This window comes from Alitabrizicola rongguiensis, from assembly GCF_021491355.1.
Lineage (GTDB): Bacteria > Pseudomonadota > Alphaproteobacteria > Rhodobacterales > Rhodobacteraceae > Aliitabrizicola > Aliitabrizicola rongguiensis.
In genome coordinates, this window is record NZ_JAKENF010000004.1 from 60,202 (window position 1) to 77,582 (window position 17,381).

At 66.0% G+C, this 17,381-nt stretch carries 21 protein-coding genes; 4 read left to right on the forward strand and 17 right to left on the reverse strand.

Annotated features, from left to right (window positions below; translation table 11 throughout):
* Positions 1 to 3: 3 nt before the first annotated feature.
* Positions 4 to 1,164 (forward strand): ABC transporter permease, encoded by a 1,161-nt coding sequence (locus tag L0V05_RS16310; protein WP_234872343.1) that lies wholly within the window; start codon positions 4 to 6, stop codon positions 1,162 to 1,164.
* Positions 1,165 to 1,203: 39 nt separating this feature from the next.
* Here L0V05_RS16310 and L0V05_RS16315 read toward each other — a convergent pair whose 3' ends face one another.
* The 10 genes from L0V05_RS16315 to L0V05_RS16360 form a co-directional block, all read right to left on the reverse strand.
* The gene (locus tag L0V05_RS16315) at positions 1,204 to 1,386 is read right to left on the reverse strand and encodes a hypothetical protein (protein ID WP_234872345.1); all 183 of its coding nucleotides are present in this window, start codon (positions 1,384 to 1,386) and stop codon (positions 1,204 to 1,206) included.
* Complete coding sequence (locus L0V05_RS16320; protein ID WP_234872347.1) at positions 1,383 to 2,057, reverse strand: YcbK family protein; 675 nt, start codon at positions 2,055 to 2,057, stop codon at positions 1,383 to 1,385. The genes L0V05_RS16315 and L0V05_RS16320 overlap by 4 nt, the downstream gene beginning before the upstream one ends.
* Before the next feature lie 82 nt (positions 2,058 to 2,139).
* A complete protein-coding gene (locus L0V05_RS16325) occupies positions 2,140 to 2,394 on the reverse strand; it encodes a DUF6127 family protein (protein ID WP_234872349.1) in 255 nt (84 codons plus the stop codon).
* Positions 2,395 to 2,426: 32 nt separating this feature from the next.
* Entirely contained in the window at positions 2,427 to 3,425 is a 999-nt protein-coding gene (locus L0V05_RS16330) for an FscB (RefSeq protein WP_234872351.1), read from the reverse strand.
* Entirely contained in the window at positions 3,422 to 4,288 is an 867-nt protein-coding gene (locus tag L0V05_RS16335) for an SPRY domain-containing protein (protein ID WP_234872353.1), read from the reverse strand. The genes L0V05_RS16330 and L0V05_RS16335 overlap by 4 nt, the downstream gene beginning before the upstream one ends.
* Positions 4,285 to 4,962 carry a DUF2793 domain-containing protein gene (locus L0V05_RS16340; RefSeq protein ID WP_234872355.1) on the reverse strand — a complete coding sequence of 226 codons (678 nt, stop codon included), beginning with the start codon at positions 4,960 to 4,962 and terminating at the stop codon, positions 4,285 to 4,287. Before L0V05_RS16340 ends, L0V05_RS16335 begins: the two co-directional genes overlap by 4 nt.
* A 42-nt stretch (positions 4,963 to 5,004) precedes the next feature.
* On the reverse strand, positions 5,005 to 8,139 hold the full coding sequence (locus L0V05_RS16345) for a phage tail protein (RefSeq protein ID WP_234872356.1): 3,135 nt from the start codon (positions 8,137 to 8,139) through the stop codon (positions 5,005 to 5,007).
* Complete coding sequence (locus L0V05_RS16350) at positions 8,129 to 8,347, reverse strand: hypothetical protein (protein WP_234872358.1); 219 nt, start codon at positions 8,345 to 8,347, stop codon at positions 8,129 to 8,131. The genes L0V05_RS16345 and L0V05_RS16350 overlap by 11 nt, the downstream gene beginning before the upstream one ends.
* Positions 8,344 to 8,592 (reverse strand): hypothetical protein, encoded by a 249-nt coding sequence (locus L0V05_RS16355; RefSeq protein WP_101923142.1) that lies wholly within the window; start codon positions 8,590 to 8,592, stop codon positions 8,344 to 8,346. Before L0V05_RS16355 ends, L0V05_RS16350 begins: the two co-directional genes overlap by 4 nt.
* Positions 8,593 to 8,660: 68 nt before the next feature.
* Positions 8,661 to 9,521 (reverse strand): phage BR0599 family protein, encoded by an 861-nt coding sequence (locus L0V05_RS16360; protein WP_234872361.1) that lies wholly within the window; start codon positions 9,519 to 9,521, stop codon positions 8,661 to 8,663.
* 200 nt (positions 9,522 to 9,721) lie between these two features.
* On the opposite strand from L0V05_RS16360, the gene L0V05_RS16365 reads away from it, so the two are divergent.
* A complete protein-coding gene (locus tag L0V05_RS16365; protein WP_234872363.1) occupies positions 9,722 to 10,222 on the forward strand; it encodes a hypothetical protein in 501 nt (166 codons plus the stop codon).
* A gap of 59 nt (positions 10,223 to 10,281) precedes the next feature.
* On the opposite strand, the gene L0V05_RS16370 is transcribed toward L0V05_RS16365, so the two are convergent.
* The 5 genes from L0V05_RS16370 to L0V05_RS16390 are packed head-to-tail and all read right to left on the reverse strand — an operon-like array spanning position 10,282 to position 15,507.
* Entirely contained in the window at positions 10,282 to 11,430 is a 1,149-nt protein-coding gene (locus L0V05_RS16370) for a hypothetical protein (protein WP_234872365.1), read from the reverse strand.
* Positions 11,423 to 13,900 (reverse strand): phage tail tape measure protein, encoded by a 2,478-nt coding sequence (locus L0V05_RS16375; protein ID WP_234872367.1) that lies wholly within the window; start codon positions 13,898 to 13,900, stop codon positions 11,423 to 11,425. The genes L0V05_RS16370 and L0V05_RS16375 overlap by 8 nt, the downstream gene beginning before the upstream one ends.
* Positions 13,893 to 14,072, reverse strand: a complete 180-nt coding sequence (locus tag L0V05_RS16380; protein WP_234872369.1) for a DUF7697 family protein — start codon at positions 14,070 to 14,072, stop codon at positions 13,893 to 13,895. Before L0V05_RS16380 ends, L0V05_RS16375 begins: the two co-directional genes overlap by 8 nt.
* A 50-nt stretch (positions 14,073 to 14,122) precedes the next feature.
* Positions 14,123 to 14,560, reverse strand: coding sequence for a phage-derived protein YdaY family protein (locus L0V05_RS16385; protein WP_234872372.1), 438 nt, complete (start codon positions 14,558 to 14,560; stop codon positions 14,123 to 14,125).
* Positions 14,561 to 14,562: 2 nt separating this feature from the next.
* Positions 14,563 to 15,507, reverse strand: coding sequence for a phage tail tube protein (locus L0V05_RS16390; RefSeq protein WP_234872373.1), 945 nt, complete (start codon positions 15,505 to 15,507; stop codon positions 14,563 to 14,565).
* Between the two features lie 73 nt (positions 15,508 to 15,580).
* On the opposite strand from L0V05_RS16390, the gene L0V05_RS16395 reads away from it, so the two are divergent.
* Positions 15,581 to 16,021: a thermonuclease family protein gene (locus L0V05_RS16395; protein WP_234872375.1), complete on the forward strand. Its 441-nt coding sequence runs from the start codon at positions 15,581 to 15,583 to the stop codon at positions 16,019 to 16,021.
* Between the two features lie 44 nt (positions 16,022 to 16,065).
* Complete coding sequence (locus L0V05_RS16400) at positions 16,066 to 16,269, forward strand: hypothetical protein (protein WP_234872377.1); 204 nt, start codon at positions 16,066 to 16,068, stop codon at positions 16,267 to 16,269.
* Between the two features lie 63 nt (positions 16,270 to 16,332).
* Here the strand turns inward: L0V05_RS16400 and L0V05_RS16405 are convergent, their stop codons facing one another.
* Together L0V05_RS16405 and L0V05_RS16410 are read right to left on the reverse strand one after the other, a co-directional pair.
* Entirely contained in the window at positions 16,333 to 16,752 is a 420-nt protein-coding gene (locus L0V05_RS16405; protein ID WP_234872379.1) for an acyl-CoA transferase, read from the reverse strand.
* Positions 16,753 to 16,784: 32 nt separating this feature from the next.
* Entirely contained in the window at positions 16,785 to 17,366 is a 582-nt protein-coding gene (locus L0V05_RS16410; protein ID WP_234872381.1) for a hypothetical protein, read from the reverse strand.
* Between the last annotated feature and the right edge of the window lie 15 nt (positions 17,367 to 17,381).

Sequence of the window (17,381 nt, forward strand, 5' to 3'; positions counted from 1 at the left end):
GCGATGACCCGGCTGTCGCTTCTCCAGACCATTGCAGCGATCCTCTCGCAGCTCGGCCTCGTCACGGCTGCCCTGATCGTCCTACTGGGGGCAGCCATGATCTTCCGCCGCCGCCTCGGGATCCTTGGCCACACGATGACCAGTCCGGTCGGTCTGATTGGGCTGATGCTGGTGCTGTTCTGGGTTCTGGTGGGCCTGATGGCGCCCGGTCTGGTGGTGCAGGATCCGCTGTTGCAGATCACCGACATGAAGAACGCTCTGCCGGGAAGCCGCCTGACCCTGCCTGATGGCACGACCGTCACCTATCTGCTCGGCGGCGATGTTTTGGGACGCGACGTGTTCAGCCGGGCTCTCGCCGGCGCGCGCGAGGTGCTGATGATCGCTCCGCCCGCCGCTGCGTTGGCCTATATGGTCGGCATCGCGCTTGGCCTGCCCGCCGGCTACTTCGGTGGCGCCTTCGATGCCGTGGTCGGTTTCTTTGCCAATGCGCTGCTGTCCTTCCCGGTGATCCTGCTGTTCTTCCTGCTGGTCAGCCCCGAGGTGCGCGACTCGGCCATCCCGGCGGGAATCGCAGCTGTGCTTTTCGTGCTGCCGACATTCTTCCTGCTGGCGGCAGTCAACTCCCGTCTCTTCGTCGCTCCAACCCGGCGCAACTGGGTTCTGGGGCTTCTACTGGCTTTCATGGCCTGGCTGGTGGCCGGAGTGGTGTTCGACGCGGACCCGTTGGGCATGGTCTCGCTGGATCCCAACATTCTCAACGTCTTCGTCGCTGTAGCCTTCATCAACGCGCCGACCGTGTTCCGCATCGTGCGTGGCGCGGCAATGGACCTGCGCGCGCGTGACTATGTGCAGGCCGCCCTCACCCGCGGCGAGGGACCCTGGTACATCATGTGCTGGGAGATCCTGCCCAATGCGCGCGGCCCGCTGATCGTCGATTTCTGCCTGCGTATCGGCTATACGACCATTCTTCTCGGAGCGCTCGGCTTCTTCGGGCTGGCCGTCAGCCCCGAAAGCCCCGACTGGGGATCGACTATCAGCGAGGGGCGAAAGCTGATGGCAATCTTTCCTCACATCGCGCTCGCTCCTGCCCTCTGTCTGGTCAGTTTCGTCCTCGGACTGAATCTCCTGGCCAATGCGCTCCGAGAGGAAAGCCTGCGCGACTGAGCGCCGGATGGCGGGCAAGTGAAGGCACCGGAGCGCTGTTCAAGAGTCCGTCTCCAGATAAACCCCTGCGCAATCGTAGGCGACGGCGGCGTCGGTCGCCCCGGTCTTCAGGAACTGCCGCTGCGACAGAAACTGCGTATTGGCGGGCAGCTCGGCGGAAATCTCCTGCTCGAAGACCTCCCTTGTTCTGTGTGGGCCATGGGTGAGTAGCCAGCCGATCACCGCTGGCTCCGCTTCCAGTCGTCCAGTCTTGCGTGGATGGTGACCGCGATGCCGATCAGCGCGATGGCGATCAGCACCCAGCGCAGCGTGTCGAGATAGGGCACCAGCGGCTGGATGGTGGACTGGGTTTCCGCGAGGACGTCCTGCAGCACCTCCACCCCGGCTGCGCCAACGGTCGCTGCACCTGCCGCACCGCCACCGCGCAGCGTGCGGCTTTCCGACAGGACTTCGCGCGCGGGCGGAAGTTCCTGCGCGAAGGGCACGGGCCGTGCTGTGAAAGGATCGCCCCAAGACCGGGCGGGCCCGAGGTCGATGTGCATGAAGCCGGATCGAGGGTAGTAGCCGAAGCCGAGGAAGCCAACCGCCCGAGCCGCCGCCTCGAAAGCCGCGGGATCGTGGTTCGCCATGGCGATGTCGAAAGCGGTGCCCTGCATGTGCTTCGACGCCGGGGCCCCGCCGACGGCGCGGTTGTGTTCCGGGCTGCGATAGGCCGAGCGGACGATCAGCGGCTTGCCAAGGCGGTCGCGCAGGGCCTGCAGCTTGTCCATGGCCTCGGTGTTGATCCTGATCGCGCCAGTGCCGCGGCAGGCGATCTCGGCGGGCGAGAAGCTGGGCCAGCGCCACGCCTTCTCAGGAACGTCGCGCCAGGTCGGGAAAGACAGGGTCGGCATGGTGGATCCTCCAAATGGAAAAACCCGCCTTTTGGGCGGGCGAGGTGGTGGTTTTGATGATGAAATCGGCAGCGCCTCCCGGTCAGGGCGCGCTGCCAAAGATCTTCAGCTTGATCGCAATCCCCGCGAGTAGCGCGAGAATGACGCCGGTGGTGATCAGGTGGACCGCGCTCTGGACGGCCGTGCGGCGGACAAACCGGATGGCATCGAGCAGCGCGCGGAGATCGCGAATGTCGAGGGCCGCTTCCTTGCCGTCGAGGCCAACATCGGCCAGTGCGCGCTTGGCGCCTTCCTCAGCTGCCCGCGCGAGGAGTTCCTCGAACTCGGTATCCGGCATGCGGACGTGGCCCTCTCCTGAACGGCGCGGGCTCATGCGGAGAGGATCCCGACTTCGGCAGGCACCGTGACCGAAGTCCACGCGCTACTGTCGGTGGGGTTCAGCGCCCAAGTGGAATAGACCGACCTCGGCGCGAGCGTCGGCACGGTGACGGAGGGCGCATCGTGATTGACCCCACCCATGCGCAGGAAACCTCCCGTGGCCTGCGGCCCGACCGTCCCTGCCTGCGCGACCTGCTTCACATGCACGCCCGCGATGGCTGCGACGGCCGCAGGTCCGGTCGGCCCGGTCAATGAGAAGGACAGCCGCTGCCCGGCCGCATTGCTGGACACCCGCGTGCCGACATCCTCGTCCTTCAGCGCATCGATGCTGCCCGCCATCTGGCTGAAGGTGGCGATGGCATTGGGCGTGCGGCGGACAAAGCGCCGCCCGATGGTCGACACGCCATCCAGCACCGCGAAATGCGCATAGTACCAGGTGCGGGTGACGCTGGTGCCGTGCAGCCCGACGTTCGGGAAAACGATCTGCACCGGCTTGCCCTTGCCTTGGGTGTTGGCGGCCGTGGCCGTGCTGTGCAGGACGCCATCAACATAGAAGTCGATGGTGATGCTGGCGCCCACCGCCACGCGCACGTCGATCCATTGCGGCTGGCCATTCGGCGGGGTGTAGCTCGAGTTGCCCTGCACGCTCGTGTCGCCGCGTGCGACAGCGTGGTAGCGATCAGTGCTGGCGACCGGCTGGATTTGCGCGACGCGGACCTGGTTTGCGTCGAAGAACTCGATGAAACTGGCATTGCTTTCGGTGATGAGGTCGGCATCCCCGTTGGGCGGCACGTAGCGGAAGCCGAGCCAGAGATCGCCCGCGGGTGCCGCAAATCCGAGGGAGAACGGCATGGCATAGCTGCGCGAGGCGATGAAGCGGATGCCGTTCACGTCGAGGTTGGCATCGAAGCCGATGGCCGTGGTGTTCAGAAGCCCGGAGATGCCCGAGACGTCGGTCGGCTGGTGGCCGAGGTGCAGGATGTAGCTCATGGCAGTTCCACTTCGATATAGAGGTTGGCTTGGGTCCAGGTGGCACCGCGACCCCCACCGTGCTCGAGGAAGAGCGCGGCATCCGCGGCTGTGAGATGCGACCCGCCACCCCGGCTGATCCAGAGGGAGGCACCCGCGATGCTGAGACCGCGGTCCCAACCGATCTCGAGGAAAGCTGCGGCGTCGAAGAAGCGCAGATCCGGATCGAGATAGCCGAGCGCCTTCACGCTTGGGGGGACGGGATAGCTGAACTGCGAGGGCAACGAGCGGAGCGTACCGCCGTCGCCGGGGTTCCGCCCCTGGACTTGCGGGTAGAAGGCCGAGCTTCCGCCTGCGGTCCAGGTGGCGGCGCCGCTCACCGGGTCATCGCGCCAGATGCCGTTCTTGCCGATCCAGAGACGGCCGAGGGCGGGGTCGAGGACGAACATCAGCACATCGTTCGCGCCGAAGGTGGGCAGACCGGTCAGGCGTTGCTCGGCGGTTGCGGTGGCCGAGGACCACAGCGCCCCGGTGCCGCGCCAGCCGATCGAGCCCAGCGTGATCGGGTTGAGGCCTGCATTGAACTCCTCGCGCTGTGCGGCTGCGACGACGCCCATGTAGCCGTCGAAGGTTGCGGCACCCGGGGCGCAAAGGACTTCCCAATAGCGCCGCCCGTCCGTCGGCAGGATCGCTTTGGCGGTTGGCACCCAGCGCAGGTAGTTGGTGCCGCCTGACGTGTTCACTGCGGTCTGGTTGCCGTTCGACAGGGTATAGCCCATGGGACGGCGGGTGGTGTCGAGCTGCCAGACTGCGCCGATATCGACCGGTGGTGCGGTATCCCCGCCTTGGGCAAGAATGGCGCCGCGCATCATCAGGAGGCTCATGCGACGGCTCCCGCCAGCGCGCCCTGGATGATCCAGGCATCGGCCCCGCGCTTCACGAGGGCGACCCCGGACCATTGGCCGTCGACGGCAACGGAACCGCCCACCACCCCATTAAGCGACACTCCGGCCGCAGCCGCCACGGTCGCGACCCCGGCGCCAACCTGCGTCACGTTGATCAGCGCGCCGAACTCGAAGGGAACAGTCGCCTCGGGGGGAATGGTTACGGTGACAGCCGAGGAACCGGTGGTCTCAATGATGCTACCGAGATCGACGGCTTCCAGCGTGTGGCTCGTAGCGGTCAGGGTCCGGATGCGCACGATGCCTGGACGTGGCACCTCGACCCATGCTCCAGCTGCAAACCGCACATGCCGCGCCTCGTCGGCGAGCCAGACCTGCCAGCCCTCCTGCGGGGTGAGATAGACCCAAGCCGCAGCCCCGGCTGGCGACTGGTCCCAGAGTGCGAGCGCATTGGCGTTGGGCCCGGCCGCTGCGGGAACGATGAGCATCTGGCCCATGCTGCCCGTTGCAGGCAGCGGCGTGGTGCGGGAGGTCGCGCGGGCCTGCACGAGGGCCGAGAGGCGGCGCAGGTCTTCGCTGAGGCTGGTGCCCCAGTTGCGCTGGCCGGGATCGTAGAAGGCGCGCAGCCCCAATCCCGGCATGATCCGTTCCGGCATGCTCGTCCTCGTTCATGATGGTGGTCGGTTTGATTGCCGGGGTCAGGTGCCCCAGAGGAATCCCCAGCCGCGATCCCATCCGGCGGCGAAGGGTGCCGTCAGCCGGAACCACCGCGCCTCGCGATCGGTGACCCAACTGCCCTCGACCAGACGCCGGGACCGCACGGCCAAGTCGATCTCGGCCGTGCGGTCGGGAGCGCCGAGTTCCGGGATGGCCTCGGGTGCGAGGGTCCAGCTGGCGGCACTGCCTGTGTCGATGACTGCGCCCGCGAGCAGGATGGCCAACCCCGTGTCAGGGTCTACCCAGCGCACCTCGATGATGTAGCTGACCCCCGGTTCCGGCCCGATGGAGGCCCCGGTGTGGTCGACGATCACGGGACTGGTCTGGGTCAGCCGGTCGCGGTGCGTCCAGGTCATGGCGAGAGGGCCCATGACAAGCGCATCAACATTGGGCTCGTAGCTGCCATTCCCTTGCACACGGCCGGGCGGCAGGGGCCGGATGGCGCGGCGGTCCAGCGTCACGACATCTTCCGGCGCCAGCGCAAATGCCAGCGTGCCGCGCCCGGTCTCGGGCAGAAGCCGCGCGGCCAGCGTCTCGCCAGCCGCCCAGCTGTCTTCGGTGATCCGAGCCCCGTCGTCGAAGAAGATGACCAGCGTGCCGGAGGCATGCGCGCGCGGCACAGTGTCGAGGCAACCCCGACCGACGGTGATGCTGGTTGGCGTGATCCCGTCGACGCGGACCAACTCGCCATTGATGCTGGCGAGCGTCCCGATCTCGACCTCGCCGATATCACGCCAGCTGGTGACCGGGACCACGCGCGCTTCCGGGCTGTCTGTCACATCCGCAGCGAGCAGCGCCGTGGGGGCGAAGGCCACCACGCCCTCCTGCGCGGGTCCGGTGCCGGGATCGATCCAGAGCTGCGCCGCCAGGGCATCGGCGCTGGGGCGTTCGCCAGTGGCGACCAGCGCACCTGCATCCGGATCCTCGGCAAGGCGGCGGTCGGCCTCGCTGTGGCCAAGCTCGCGGACGAGAAGCCAGTACGGCGCTTCCTCGACCATGCGGCGGGACAGTGCCCGCGGCGGGGCGGCAACGCCCGAGCTGGTCGGCATCCGTCCGCCCGCGATGGCGGTGGTGCCCAGCGCGAAGACATCCTCGGCGATCTTGAGCCGGATGCCGTTGTCACGGCCGTCGCCTTGGCCGATCTCCGAAATCCGCATCACGACGTCATTGAGACCCAGCCGCGTCGAACGCAGCCGGATCACATCGCCCGGCTCGAGGTCTGCGCCTTCACGGTTGACGACGATCTCGCCGGTCAGGAGGGGGGCGGACAAGGCACGCAGGTCACGTTCGGCCACGCGTACCGCCAGCCCCTGATAGCGGATGCCGGGATAGTCGAGCGTGGTCGCCAGCACCTCGCCCATCGCCTGGACGCGCGCGGTGTCGGTCACGCTGACGGCACCGGTATCGTCGGTCCAGGCATCGGTGAACCGCACTGTGACGCTGTTCACCAGATCGGAGGGCGAGCGACGGCCAAGACGACCCCAATCCACAACATTGGTCTCGTCGAACAAGGGCAGCGTTGCGGCTGCATAATCCGCCCGGATCAGCTTCAACTCCCAGAGCCCGGTGCGCCGGTCGATGAAGAGCGTGGCATCGATATGGTCGAGGACGCTGGCGATGAACTCCTCGATGGAGGAGTCCTGCTGCCAGATCAGCGAGAGGCCGAAGCCCTCGGTATAGAGTGCATCCGCGGCGGTGGTAAAACTCGCCCCGATCTCAACCGAGGAATAGCCAAGGCCCCAATCCCGGTTGGTCAGGCATTCCCGGATGATATGCGCCGGGTTCATGTCCGGGCCGTTGCCGAAGGCGCCGCGCAGGGAGGCGACCAGTGCCTGCGGGTTGCCGGGCGGGATCACCGGCACGCCATCGACGGGGGTGTTGTCGATCTGGGCCGTGTAGGACGTGTTCGCGAGCGAGATGTTGAAGCCGAAGATGTCGGCAGGCGGTAGGGTGCGGATGATTGCCAGCGCCGCATCGACCGAGGAGACCGGTGCCGGTTCCCCATCGGTCACGAAGATCACGATCCGGCGCTTCGATCCGCCGCCTGCGAAGAAGGCACTGGCTTCCGCGAAAGCCGCGTTGAAGCTGGTGCCTCCATTGGTGGCGTTCGAAAGCCCCAGCATCCAGGTCTCGAGCGCGGCATAGTCCGCAGGCCCCATGTTGCGCCGCTCGATCGATCCGGCGACGGCCGCGTTCCAGAGGACGATGCGGATATCGTTCGGCCGGTCGGGATCCACGCCCGCCGCGATCTCGCGGATCAGGGCGGCGACGCCTGCCTTCTGGGCCGACATTCGCGTGCCCGACATGGAGCCCGAGACATCGAGGGCGATGTAGATCGCGGCATCCGAGATGTTGGCCTCCGGCACGATGGCCGCCTTCTCGGGATACCATTGCGCCGCGCCCGCCTCGCCCGTCAGGACGCGGGTCACGCGCACTGCCCATGGCTTCAGGTAGGGGTTGATGCCGAGATAGACCTGCCGCAGCACGAGGCTGCAGAGGCCGCGATAGGCGGGAACGTCCCCGCCCATGCGCGCGGCGAGGTAGTCGTTCGGCCCCTGTGCAGGCCCGCCCATCAGCACATCGACATCGCCGCGGATCCCACCCTCCCGGCTCTCGCCGCCGAAGAGGTCGGGGTTGTCGATCCGGATGCGCCCGCCGCCGGCACCGGTATTGCTTACGCCGGTCGTGGCCTGGAAGACCTCGACGGTTTGGGCCGCAAAGCTCAGGGCCTCGGGCAGGACTGTCCAGCGTGTGATGTCGGTCGCGGCATCAAAGGTGACGGATTGCAGGGTGATGGTCTGGCTCGACCCGTTGGCGAGGGCCAGTCGGTAGTCACGCCCGATGCGCACGCCCGCGCGGGTGCCGGGAAAGCTGAGGGTTGCACCGCTGTCGCCCGCCAGTGCCGCGGTGGCGGCCATGCCCACGACGGTGCCAATGCGCGTCTCGACTGCAGCCCCGCCGCCTCCCGAAGAGCTCCCGCCGGTCGTTACGGACCAAGCGGTGCGACGGTCGACGAGGATCTCGCGGATGGCGTCGACCGGCCCGTGGCAAAGCGCCAGATGCACGCCCAGCGAATAGCGGTAGCCGACGGTCTGCGCCTTGCTCCTACCGCCCATCGTTTGCCTCCGGCATCGTCGCTTCCCTTGCTTCAGCCTGCAGGATCACCGGTTCCACGAGCGCATCGCCCGTGGCGCGGAGCGTTTCGACGTCAATGCCGCTGTCGAGAAACGCCTGCCAGTCCAGACCATGGCGACGGAACCATGGCCGCACGCCCGCGAGGCAGTAGCGCGCCGCACGCAGGTCCTGGATCATGACGCGTGTCACTTCTTGCCGCCTTTCTTCTGGATGGGATCGACCCTCAGGTCCCCGGCCCAGACGACGTTCGGGCCGGTGATCAGTACCGTGCCGAAGACGACCGGGATCGGACGCCCTTCCTCAGCCGTGGGCAGTGTGAAGTCGTCGAGCCCTGCCGCCTGGGGCTTCTCGACCTTGGGCCGCGGGCTCAGCGCATAGGAAATCGCAGAGAGCACGAGCCCGAGAACGAGCCGCGCGATGAAGGTCCAGACCATGGGGGCGTCTCTTAGTGGTCGCGCTCGCGAACCGAGAAAGTCTGCAACTTTCTCTGCAAGCGCTCGCGTCAGACGATGGAACTGCCGCCGAAGGGGTTGCGGCCGGGGATCTCGGGGAAGCCGCCGAAGTTCGGGAGGTTGCCGAACTTGGCCGCACAGGTGGAGGCGCGAAGATCGCAGCCTGGGGCGATATCAGCTACAACGGGGAGCGGATCGCCAGTCTCGGGGTCGAGCTCGGGTGCGGCCTGCGCCTCTGCCACCTCAGGCATCGGCCGAGATAGCGTGAGGGTCGTCCCGACATGGCCAGTGATGAACCCAAGTTGGACCCCAAACCTCAGCACCCCACCGCGAAACCAGCCATCGGGTTGGCCTGCGGCCTCGGGAACGGTCAGGGCATTCCCCGACACGGCCGTCACCGTACCGGTCTGCCAGTGGAACCCGATATCGAGCCCGCAGCCGCGCCCGTAAAGCGCGTGGCGGCAGAGGCGCTGGTACTTTGCGCGGACACCGGCTCGGCGCAGGGTGCTGAAGACGGATTCGCAGTTCAGTAGGATCCGGACGCCCTCGACCTCGGCACCCACAATGCGCCCCTTCCAATGCGCAACGGTCTCGCCCAGCACCTGCTCGTGGCCGCGGAAGATAGTCAGTGTCACGGGCGTGTTGCCCAAGGGCGCGAGGAACCGGCGCGCGAAAGGGTGCGAGAGCGGCCAGGTCAGTTCCAGCCGCCCACGTTCGATCTCGCTGGTTTGAACAACATCGCCATGGGAGATGGCGGCGGCTTCCCAGCTGATCGTCTCGCCCTCGCTGGCGGCACTGGTCCAGTCGGTGGCCCGGCTGGTGAAGCGCCAGACCTGATCGCCCTCGACGAACTGGTACAGGTAGTAGGGGCGGCCCTCGGCAGTCGAGGACTCGATGGTGGCGTAGGTCATGATTGGATGAGCTCATTGCCGATTGGGATACAGCATGCTCCCGTAGCCACTGCACCGCATGAGGCCCTTGCCGGGAAACGGACGAAAACAGGTTATCGGTACGCCTCTCCTTTGGCTTGAGCAAAGGCACGGCAGATCATAGGCTTGGCTGCAGTAATGGTGCTGTTTGGCTGATCGGGATCAACGTGGCAGGAGTGAGGATGAACATCGACCTGAGCACAAAAACGGACGCCCAGATCAACGCGCTCATCAAGAACCACGAGGACAAGAACGCACGGGATCGTCCGATCTATCCACTCCTGCTGGAAGAAAGGGCGCGGCGTGCCCAAGCCAAGGGTCGTCTCGATTTCAACAAGTCCATCGCACTACTGCGAGATGCAGCGATCAATCAGACCTGTACCTCTTACGGTCAAATTGCCGAGGCCAGTGGAGTAGAGTGGAGCGTCGCCCGTCACCAGATGAATGGGCCGAATGGCCATCTGGACCGGCTTCTGGATCTTTGTCATTCCCGCGGACTACCGATGCTGCCCGCAATCTGTGTAAATAAGCCGAACCTGCTCGTTGGCGATCTCGACCCGACTGCACTTTCCGGTTTCGCCAATGGCGCACGGCGTCTGGGATACGACTTCACCGATGAGCGTGTCTTTCATCGTTCATGCCAGGAAGAATGCTGGGCTTGGGGTCGGGAACAGAAGGCATAGGCAGCTTTCATTGCTGGTTTCTCTCAACTGCAAGAAACCCATAGCAGCCCAGCTCGACCCTATTCCTTGACCTCCACGACCGGCAAGGTCACCTCACTCGCCACCGCCCCATACCGAATTTCGATCCGATCCGCATCAGACCGCACCAGCGTCAGGAAATGCACCTTGGTCCCGATGGCCACCGGCTCGCCGAGGCTGGAAGACAGCGTCAGCCGATAATCCGCACCTTCCGCCACCGCAGCGTTGATCGTCCGGAACCGGAACCCGCTCGGCATCTCGAGCAGGATGGCGCGGCCTACATAATCCGCCAGGTCCGTGATGGGCGCTACGCGCATCAGCGTGGATCCGGAAGTCATGGCCGTACGCAGTTGCAAATCGCGCCCCCAGGTCGGCAGCCAGAAGCTGGCTTGTCGGCCCCGCAACGACCACAGCCAGCGACGCAGTGCCCAACGTTCCGCTGTGCCCTGCGCCTTCAGGGTAATCGCCTCACCCCTCTCGAACAGATCCCGCAACGGTTCGACCACGACCGGCCCGAAGCCGTTGTCGACGTATTCCACGGCGCGACGCAGGCTGGTGGTGATCGGCGAACGGGTCAGGCTCGGGTCGGTCTGGACCGGACGGCCGAGATAGGTTGGCATGACCGGTGCGGACAGATCAGGAGCATCGCACAGCAGGAAGGTTGCCGTGACCATGCCGTCATTCTGGCGGCGACGCGCGATCTCGACGGGGGCAGACAGAACGCCCTCTCGCACCGGCGCAACGGTGATGCGCGCCGCTGCCACAATGGCTCCCGGCAGCTGCCCACCCAGCGGTTCCACCAGGATCAGCCGATCCGCCTCTACAGCGGCGATCTCCGCGACAGATGCCTCGCGGCCATCCACCGCGATAACTAAAGCATCCCCCGCCCGGAAATCCGCTACTGTGATGTCGACGATGATCTCGGTCGCCCCCTGTGCCACATCCGCCGTCGGCTGGACCGCCATATGCCAGAGCGGCACCCGCCAGTCTCCCGCAAATCCCGCCCGCGCAAGTTCAATCGCCCGAGCCATGCCCAGCGCATCACAGCGATGCTGGAAGGTGACGATCTCCCGCGGAAGGGATCTGAGCGCGATGCGCTGTTCGCCCGTCCGGGACTGCAGCACATCTGTGCGCCATTCCAAGACCTCGATGATCTCCTGCGCCGCCGGAAGGGGCCAGAGTTCAGGCATTGATGGCGCCCCTGTTGCGGCGGATCACGTTCAGGATGGCCCGCTCGCCCGAGGGCGTGGCGAGATAGTCGCCGACGACAGACGGGTCGAGCACGTTGATGATGCGGGTCGACATCGAAGATGCAGCAGCCGCGCCATCGCCATTCATCTCGACGCCGAGCCTGCCGCCCTTTCCGCGGCGCAAGGGCAGAATGGCTTCGGGCCCAGCCTCGCCCATCAGTCCCACGCCCTTGGCGAAGGGAAAAACCGTTGGCCGGTTCACCACACCACCCCGCGCGAAGGCGGTCAGTTCCGCGCCACCGGCAAAGACCCCGCCCTTGGCAAAGCCGAAGAGGCTGGCGAAGAACCCGCCGCCCCCCCCGGCACCTCCACCAGTGAAGGCGTTGATCAGCGCGTTCTCGATCGGCTTGAAGGCCAGATCGATCAGCCGCGTGGCGAGGTTCTGCGCGATCCGCGAAATCGCCCCGGCAAAACTCTCCCAGGTGAACTCGCCCGAGGTGAGGGCCTGCTTGATCGGCCCGGTGAGGTCCTGCGCGAGGCCTTGGGCGATCTCGCGCGATTTCTCCTGCGCCCTGCGTACCGCCTCGGCCGTGGCCTCCCAGGCATTCCTTGCCGCATCGGCTCCCTCGCGCAGCGCATTGCCTGCGCCGCGCCCAGAACTGCCAGCGGCGTCCGCGGCCTCGCCTGCCCCCTGCAGGGCGGTGCCGAGGCCTGTTGCGGCCGTGCGCGCATCCTCGAGCCCTACCGCTGCTTCGGTGCCGGATGCCGAGACGGCATCCCGCAGGGCGGCCACGGATTGCAGAGGAGCGGTGGCCGCTGTCGCCACTTCGCCCATCATGTCGCGCAAACGCGCGGCCTCGCCACGCGCCGCCTCGGCTGCAGCGGTGAGGCCCAGATCAGGGGGTGCGATGGGATCGCTGCTGAAGGCCGCCTCGAAGGCCGCGCGCGCTTCCGCCCCCGCATTGGCCGCAGCCCCTTCAAAGGGGTTCTCGATCCCGCCCAGCTCGATGGTCCCGATGAGCGGCACCCGTTTCTCGATGCCCAGCACATCGAGACCGGCATTGATGCCTTCTAGGAAGCCATCGATCCGTGCCGCCACGCCGTTCAGCATGGCCTCGACCCCGCCGATCAGCGCATTGGCTGCACCATAGGCGAACTCGCCGATGGTGGCAGGGAGGGCCGACCAGAGGACCTTCACCGCCTCCATCGCCCCCTGAAACGTGTTCAGCGTGGCATTCCCGAAGCCCACGACCGCCTCGAGCCCGGTCTGCAGCGCCGCAGTGATGCCCGCACTGATCTCGGCCCAGCCCGCCATGATCGAGAGACCCAGCGCCACCATGCCGAGCTTCATGCGGTCCCAGACCTCGCGAGCAGCGTCGCCCAGAAGGCCCAACGCGGCTCCGACACTGCCCGTGCCTTGCACCAGCCGACCGAACTGGAAGATCAACTCGCCCGCGCCGACGATCAGCGCCCCGATGCCGGTGCGGATCAGCGCGCCGCGCAGAGCGACAAGCGCGGTCGCAAGACCCCGGACCGAAAGTGCCGCCGTGGCCAGCCCCGCGACCCAGCGGCCCGCCATGACGCCCACAAAAGCCGCGGCATAGGACGCCATGCGCCCCAGGTTCTCGCCCAGCGCATCGAGTGCCGTCCGAAGCGCGCCGCCTTCGGACGCCAGCGCCACGAAAGCCTCGGCAAGCGAGGTGACGGCGGGCGCCACGGCGACGGCGATCTGATTGCGGATCCCGTCGAAAACCATGCCGAGACTGCCCAGTGCGATCTGGGTCTGGCGCAGCGAGGACAGTGCCTCGCCGTCGAGAATCGCGCCGACCGAGCGGGCCTGATCGCCGAAGCGGGTCATCTCGGCCCCGCCATCGCGCAGGAGCGGCAGGAGGCGCGTGGCGTCCGAGGCCATGGCCTCGAGATAGAAGGTCATCTCCTGCTGGCTGAGCCCGGCCTTCTCGAGCGAGGTCACGTAGAGCTGCAGCGCTTCCGGCCCTGAGAGGCGCGCGAACTCCTCGGCCGTGACGCCCACGCGCGGCGCGATCTGCTCGAAGAAATTCTGCATCGGCCCGCCGCCGGTCTGCAGGAAATCCCCGACCCGGTCGTTCACGTCCTTCAGGATATCGGCAAGCTTCTCCTGCTCGACCCCGACCGTGCGTGCCCCGGCCGCCCAGCGCTGGAAGCTCTCCGGCGTGGCATTGGCGACTTGCGCAAACTGCCGGATCTGGTCGGCGCTCTGGGCTGCATTGCGCACGATGATGCCAAGCCCTGCAGTCGCGGCAGAGGCCGCCGCAGCCATGGCGATCCCGGCACGGCGCGCGAAAGCGGCAAGCCGGGTGTTTGCCGCCTCCATCTCGCGCGACAGGCGCCCGAAGCCGCGCGTTCCGGCCTCGCCGATCCCTTCCAGCTCGGCGCGCACCTGGCGGCCGCCGACGGCCGCGAGGCGGACAGAAACGCGCTTCTCAGCCATCGCGGCGACCTTCTCTCTCTTCGTTTAGCTTGCGGACCATCACCGCCTCGATCACCGGGAGCAGTTCGACGACCGCGCGCGGGGAAATGCCCATGGCGGCGGCCATGGCCAGTGCGGCCGTCATGTCCCAGCCAAGGACAGCGCCCGGGACGGCGCGGATCTGCCCACCCATGCGCTGCGCAAGATCCCAGACCTGCCAGCCCTCATGGCTTAGGGGGGCGTTCAGGATTTGCGGGCAGTCCCGGCAGCGCGCTTCACAGGCCTGGCAGTAGCCGTCGCCCCCACCGAAGACCCATTCGGCGAGGGCGATGAGACGTTTTTTTCCACCTCGAGCTCCAGACCCTTGGCGACATAGGCGGTCTGGAACTTCTCGAAGATAGGCCAGAGGTCGAGAAGCGCGTCGATGGCGTCTGGGCTGATCGGGATCGGGGCGCCATCAGCATCACCCACACCGTCCCAATCGACGATGGCGCGGGCTGCGATGGCCTTCGCGAAGATCACCGCGATGCTGTCATCGGGCGTGCCGGGTGCGATGCCGCGCACGGCCTGGTCCGTGCGTGCGGCGACCATGATGGCGGTGGTCAGGGGTTCGACCTTGACGCGCACGCCCAGCGCGAGGTCCAGCCAGCAAGCCTCACGGGCGAGGTTCAGGCGCAGCATGATCAATACTCCTCGATGTCGTTGACGAGCGTGGAGGTGCACATCCGCCCCAGCGTGGCATCCCGTGCGGCCTGCCAGTCGAAACTGGCCTGGATGCCCTGCGGCCCCGGGATCTCGATCCGCGGTCGTGGCAGATAGACGGCATGCGCCGTGAAGCTGAAGCTCTCGCCCGAGGGCAGGACATAGGCGAAGGTCAGGGCGCAGGGATCGCCCGCAATGGCCTGATTCACCAGCACCTGATCGGCGAAGCGCACCTCGATCTTGCCGGTCAGCGCGGCAATGGAGGGGTCTGCCCCGTCGATGCGGCCGTCAGAGCGGATGGTCTCCACCCGGTCGAGGTTGTTGGCATAGGTGATCTCGGCCGAGATGATGTTGCCGAGCGGCTGGCCGTTGCGCGTGATCGCCCCGTTGAAATGGCCGAAGCGCTGGAGCTCGAGATCGGCCAGTGTGCCTGCGGCGGAGATGCTGGCGATGGTCTCGCCTTGCGCAACGAGGCTTGCCGTCGCGGTTAGCAGCCCGGAGCGCTGCATCTGCCAGCTGAGGCTGTCGAGGACGCAGCCGGAATACATGGCATAGCGCGGCACCTCGGGCATACCGGTCTCGATGGACATGGATGGCAAGGACCAGGCACCTGAGCGGAACTCGTGGGTAAACGGCCCCGGTGCAGCGCCAGTCGTCACAGGCGTCCCGAAGGCGGCCTCAAGCCAGAAGCCAAAGGCCGCGGCATCGATCGGGACGACCACGCTGCCATCGGCCGTCACCGCATCCTTGATCGGCGCGAGTGGATCGCGACCGTAGCCCAGCAGTTCGCTGTTGAGGAGCGGCTGTTCCGACCCCAGCGTGGTGCTGGCGAACGGCATCTTCGTGAAGCCGCCCGTGGGCGGGGTGCCATAGGTGGTCTCGAACGCAAGCGCCATCTGCGCCCGCGCGCCTTGCGCACGTGCCATGGATAGGTCCCTTCTTCCTTAAGCAGTCGATGGTTGTCTTGCAGCAGAGCTGTTTCTCGGGTCTGCTGTCGCAATGTTTGGAAGGTTTCTCATTCGCCGCGTTACCGGCCCGTTCCGCCGTGCGCTTTTTCTTATGGTCGTCCTTGCGATTGGGGCCTCCCTCGCAATCAAGACTGAGGCGCAAAGCCGCTCGTCCGATATGTTCGAGGCAAGGGTCAGCAAGATCCTTGACGGAGACACCTTCACACTTAGCGGAGAGTCCCGCCGTATCCGGGTCTGGGGTCTCGACGCGCCGGAATGGAACCATCGCGGGGGTTCGGCTGCTACTGCCATGCTGCGCGGCCTGATCTCCGGCAAGCGCCTGAGCTGTGCTGTCCTTGACATCGATCGGTACGGTCGCCTCGTCGCCCAGTGTTTCCTGCCTGATGGCCGGGACATCGCCGCAGAAATGATCCGCTCCGGTGCGGCAGATGAATACTGTCGCTATTCCGGCGGTTTCTACGGAACCTGCTGAGCGGGCATGGCAGAGATCATACCATCGCGAGGTACTGCCGGAGCATGATCGAAGGTTTCTTATTTCTGATCGCCGGGCTGGCGGCCCTCTACATCACCCTTTGGCTGTTCATCCTGCTGCCGGCCAGGATGGCAGAAGCGAGGGGACGCAGTGCCATCGGCTGGGTTCTGGTGAGCCTTTTCTTTTCGCCCCTTCTAGCAGTTTTTCTGCTGTGGGTGCTGGGCGACGCTCCAGACCGCAACGCCTGACTGAATTCAGGGCTGATCACGCTCCGGTCCTGGCCCGACGCGTGCCAGTCCACGGCATGAGCATCAGGCAAGCGGATCAGCCGTGGAATAGTGCAACATTACCGGGATCACCGCGGCCTTTAGGCTAGCAGCACCTTCGACCGGCAGATCGACCGGGCGCGGTGCTTCAGCTTCGATCCAGTCGCAAAGACCGCCCAGCGTCCGGTCGGCGGCAATCGCCGCGCCGATGTAGGCGCAGAGAGTATCGAAGGTCGCCTCACGGGAAGCGCCCTGAACGACCGCCTCAATCTCGGCGCGGTGCTGATAGTGGTAGCGAAGCGGCGACAGTGTCACCTCGGGCTCCCCCGGCTCGCCGTCGCGCATGATCAGCAGGCCCGCGGCTGGCATGCGCTCAGGCAGAACGTCGCCGCGGAGGGCTGTGGGAGGTAGCGCCGAAAGCCGCGCGTGCAGCGCGGCGAGGATGGTTTCGCGGGTGGTAGGCATAAGCTCTAACCTAAATGGACGGCGTCAGGCGCTTATCGCGCCCCCTTCTTGCCGAAGATCGGTTGCAGTGTGTCCCACAAGGAGTCTTCAAGATCTTGCCTGCAATCCCGACTAACTTCAGGCGAAAACGACTGCACTCTGACAGTCACCACGCCATCAAACTGTGGGCACCAACGCTGCATATTCAGGGCATAAGTCCCGGCCGCTGCCGACCCGACATGCTCTCTTAATCTACGACGGATGTCTTCCGAGCCGCCAACATACAGTGCGGTTTGCTCTTCCCTTTCAGGATTGCGCCGTGGGAGCCGATACCCTCTCACCTGCTCGGCCGGTAGCCCATCAAATGCATGTCTGATCGTCTGAGCGGCTTCGGCATTATCGACCGAAAGCGAGTAGAGCGATGGACGCGTGATGTTTACACTGAGACTTTGCGCCAGCCATGGCCCAAGCTGTTGCGCTGCGACACCTTCACGGATCTGTTCTGCCGTGAACTGACGCTCTACCGGATTGTTGAACTCGGCATTGCGGATTGATCGCGCGCGATGAAGCATTTTCATTCGTGCGGATCGGATGACTTCAGCGGTAAGCATATATCTTTTCAGCCCGACTATCATTTGTCTTGCTGCAAA

What these genes read in the sequence shown, in the direction of transcription:
- L0V05_RS16310 (WP_234872343.1), top strand. Translation starts at nt 4, where the DNA reads ATGACCCGGCTGTCGCTTCTCCAGACCATTGCAGCGATCCTCTCGCAG.
- L0V05_RS16320 (WP_234872347.1), bottom strand. Translation starts at nt 2,057, where the DNA reads ATGCCGACCCTGTCTTTCCCGACCTGGCGCGACGTTCCTGAGAAGGCG.
- L0V05_RS16325 (WP_234872349.1), bottom strand. Translation starts at nt 2,394, where the DNA reads ATGCCGGATACCGAGTTCGAGGAACTCCTCGCGCGGGCAGCTGAGGAA.
- L0V05_RS16330 (WP_234872351.1), bottom strand. Translation starts at nt 3,425, where the DNA reads ATGAGCTACATCCTGCACCTCGGCCACCAGCCGACCGACGTCTCGGGC.
- L0V05_RS16335 (WP_234872353.1), bottom strand. Translation starts at nt 4,288, where the DNA reads ATGAGCCTCCTGATGATGCGCGGCGCCATTCTTGCCCAAGGCGGGGAT.
- L0V05_RS16340 (WP_234872355.1), bottom strand. Translation starts at nt 4,962, where the DNA reads ATGCCGGAACGGATCATGCCGGGATTGGGGCTGCGCGCCTTCTACGAT.
- L0V05_RS16345 (WP_234872356.1), bottom strand. Translation starts at nt 8,139, where the DNA reads ATGGGCGGTAGGAGCAAGGCGCAGACCGTCGGCTACCGCTATTCGCTG.
- L0V05_RS16355 (WP_101923142.1), bottom strand. Translation starts at nt 8,592, where the DNA reads ATGGTCTGGACCTTCATCGCGCGGCTCGTTCTCGGGCTCGTGCTCTCT.
- L0V05_RS16360 (WP_234872361.1), bottom strand. Translation starts at nt 9,521, where the DNA reads ATGACCTACGCCACCATCGAGTCCTCGACTGCCGAGGGCCGCCCCTAC.
- L0V05_RS16365 (WP_234872363.1), top strand. Translation starts at nt 9,722, where the DNA reads ATGAACATCGACCTGAGCACAAAAACGGACGCCCAGATCAACGCGCTC.
- L0V05_RS16370 (WP_234872365.1), bottom strand. Translation starts at nt 11,430, where the DNA reads ATGCCTGAACTCTGGCCCCTTCCGGCGGCGCAGGAGATCATCGAGGTC.
- L0V05_RS16375 (WP_234872367.1), bottom strand. Translation starts at nt 13,900, where the DNA reads ATGGCTGAGAAGCGCGTTTCTGTCCGCCTCGCGGCCGTCGGCGGCCGC.
- L0V05_RS16380 (WP_234872369.1), bottom strand. Translation starts at nt 14,072, where the DNA reads ATGGGTGGGCAGATCCGCGCCGTCCCGGGCGCTGTCCTTGGCTGGGAC.
- L0V05_RS16385 (WP_234872372.1), bottom strand. Translation starts at nt 14,560, where the DNA reads ATGCTGCGCCTGAACCTCGCCCGTGAGGCTTGCTGGCTGGACCTCGCG.
- L0V05_RS16390 (WP_234872373.1), bottom strand. Translation starts at nt 15,507, where the DNA reads ATGGCACGTGCGCAAGGCGCGCGGGCGCAGATGGCGCTTGCGTTCGAG.
- L0V05_RS16395 (WP_234872375.1), top strand. Translation starts at nt 15,581, where the DNA reads ATGTTTGGAAGGTTTCTCATTCGCCGCGTTACCGGCCCGTTCCGCCGT.
- L0V05_RS16400 (WP_234872377.1), top strand. Translation starts at nt 16,066, where the DNA reads ATGATCGAAGGTTTCTTATTTCTGATCGCCGGGCTGGCGGCCCTCTAC.
- L0V05_RS16405 (WP_234872379.1), bottom strand. Translation starts at nt 16,752, where the DNA reads ATGCCTACCACCCGCGAAACCATCCTCGCCGCGCTGCACGCGCGGCTT.
- L0V05_RS16410 (WP_234872381.1), bottom strand. Translation starts at nt 17,366, where the DNA reads ATGATAGTCGGGCTGAAAAGATATATGCTTACCGCTGAAGTCATCCGA.